At 36.3% G+C, this 1018-nt stretch carries 3 protein-coding genes; all 3 read left to right on the top strand.

Going from position 1 to position 1018, the window contains the following annotated elements; all coding sequences use genetic code 11:
* Nucleotides 1-67 precede the first annotated feature (67 nt).
* Nucleotides 68-379, top strand: coding sequence for a transposase (locus COE25_RS30075; protein ID WP_098935239.1), 312 nt, complete (start codon nt 68-70; stop codon nt 377-379).
* A 48-nt stretch (nt 380-427) separates the two neighbouring features.
* On the top strand, nt 428-748 hold the full coding sequence (locus COE25_RS30070) for a helix-turn-helix domain-containing protein (RefSeq protein WP_098935238.1): 321 nt from the start codon (nt 428-430) through the stop codon (nt 746-748).
* Nucleotides 706-1018, top strand: a 313-nt coding sequence (locus COE25_RS32490; protein WP_373605396.1) for an IS3 family transposase, incomplete at its 3' end; no start/stop codon positions are given. The genes COE25_RS30070 and COE25_RS32490, both read left to right, overlap by 43 nt.

Below are 1018 nucleotides of genomic sequence, written 5' to 3'. Positions count from 1 at the left end.
ATATGCTCCCCAATAGGTAGACAGATTAAAAATAAAAAATCTGGCTACTTATTGGGGAGTATTTATTATGTCTAAAAGGTCCTATTCTGTAGAAGAAAAATTCGAGATATTGAAAGCGTTGGAGGATAATCAATATTCGATAAACGAAGTCGCATCAATTTATAAAGTACACCACTCCTCTATTTTGGAATGGAAACATAAATTTGATAAGTATGGGACGGACGGTCTAAAGGAGTCTTCCACTTGGAAAAGGTATTCTAAGGAACTAAAACTATCCGCCATAAGGGATTACCTTTCTGGTAAATATTCTTTACGAGAGATTACAAGAAGGTATGAAATATCGGATTTATCGGTCCTCAGACAATGGATTAACAAGTAAAATAGTCATAGTGAATTAAAGGATACGTCACACGGAAGGACGAACTCTATGACTAAAGGAAGAAAAACCACTTTAGATGAACGGAAACAAATTGTTTATTATTGCTTGGAGAACGATAAAGATTATCAAAAAGCAGCCGAGACCTATCAAGTTTCTTATCAACAAGTATATCAGTGGGTTAAAAAGCATGAAGATGGTGGAGACGAAGCGCTTAGGGATAAGCGAGGAAAGAATAAAGTAGAATCAGAGCTTTCTCCAGAAGAGAAGGTTAAACTCGAGATGCGAAAGCTGGAAAAAGAAAATGAACGTTTACGTGCAGAGAACGCATTCTTAAAAAAGTTAGAGGAGATCGAAAGGAGGCGAAGATAAGTCAAATTCGATTTGAAGATAAGTATATCGCAATTCAAGAGCTACATCAGGAAGAAAATCTCGCTATTATCTTACTCTGTGAGGTTGCAGGAATTGCACGATCTGCTTATTATAAGTGGCTAAATCGCTCACCTTCTGTTCGTGAGCTTCGAAATGAAGAAATTATAAAGGAAATCAAGGCTCTTCATGAGAAAGTTGATGGAATCTATGGATACCGTCAAATGACTTTAAATATGAATCGAAAATTCGAAGAGGACCTCAATCATAAGC

The organism is Bacillus sp. AFS031507, from assembly GCF_002584635.1.
In the GTDB taxonomy this organism is placed as follows: Bacteria; Bacillota; Bacilli; order Bacillales; family Cytobacillaceae; genus Neobacillus.
This window is presented reverse-complemented; position numbering and strand designations above follow the sequence as displayed.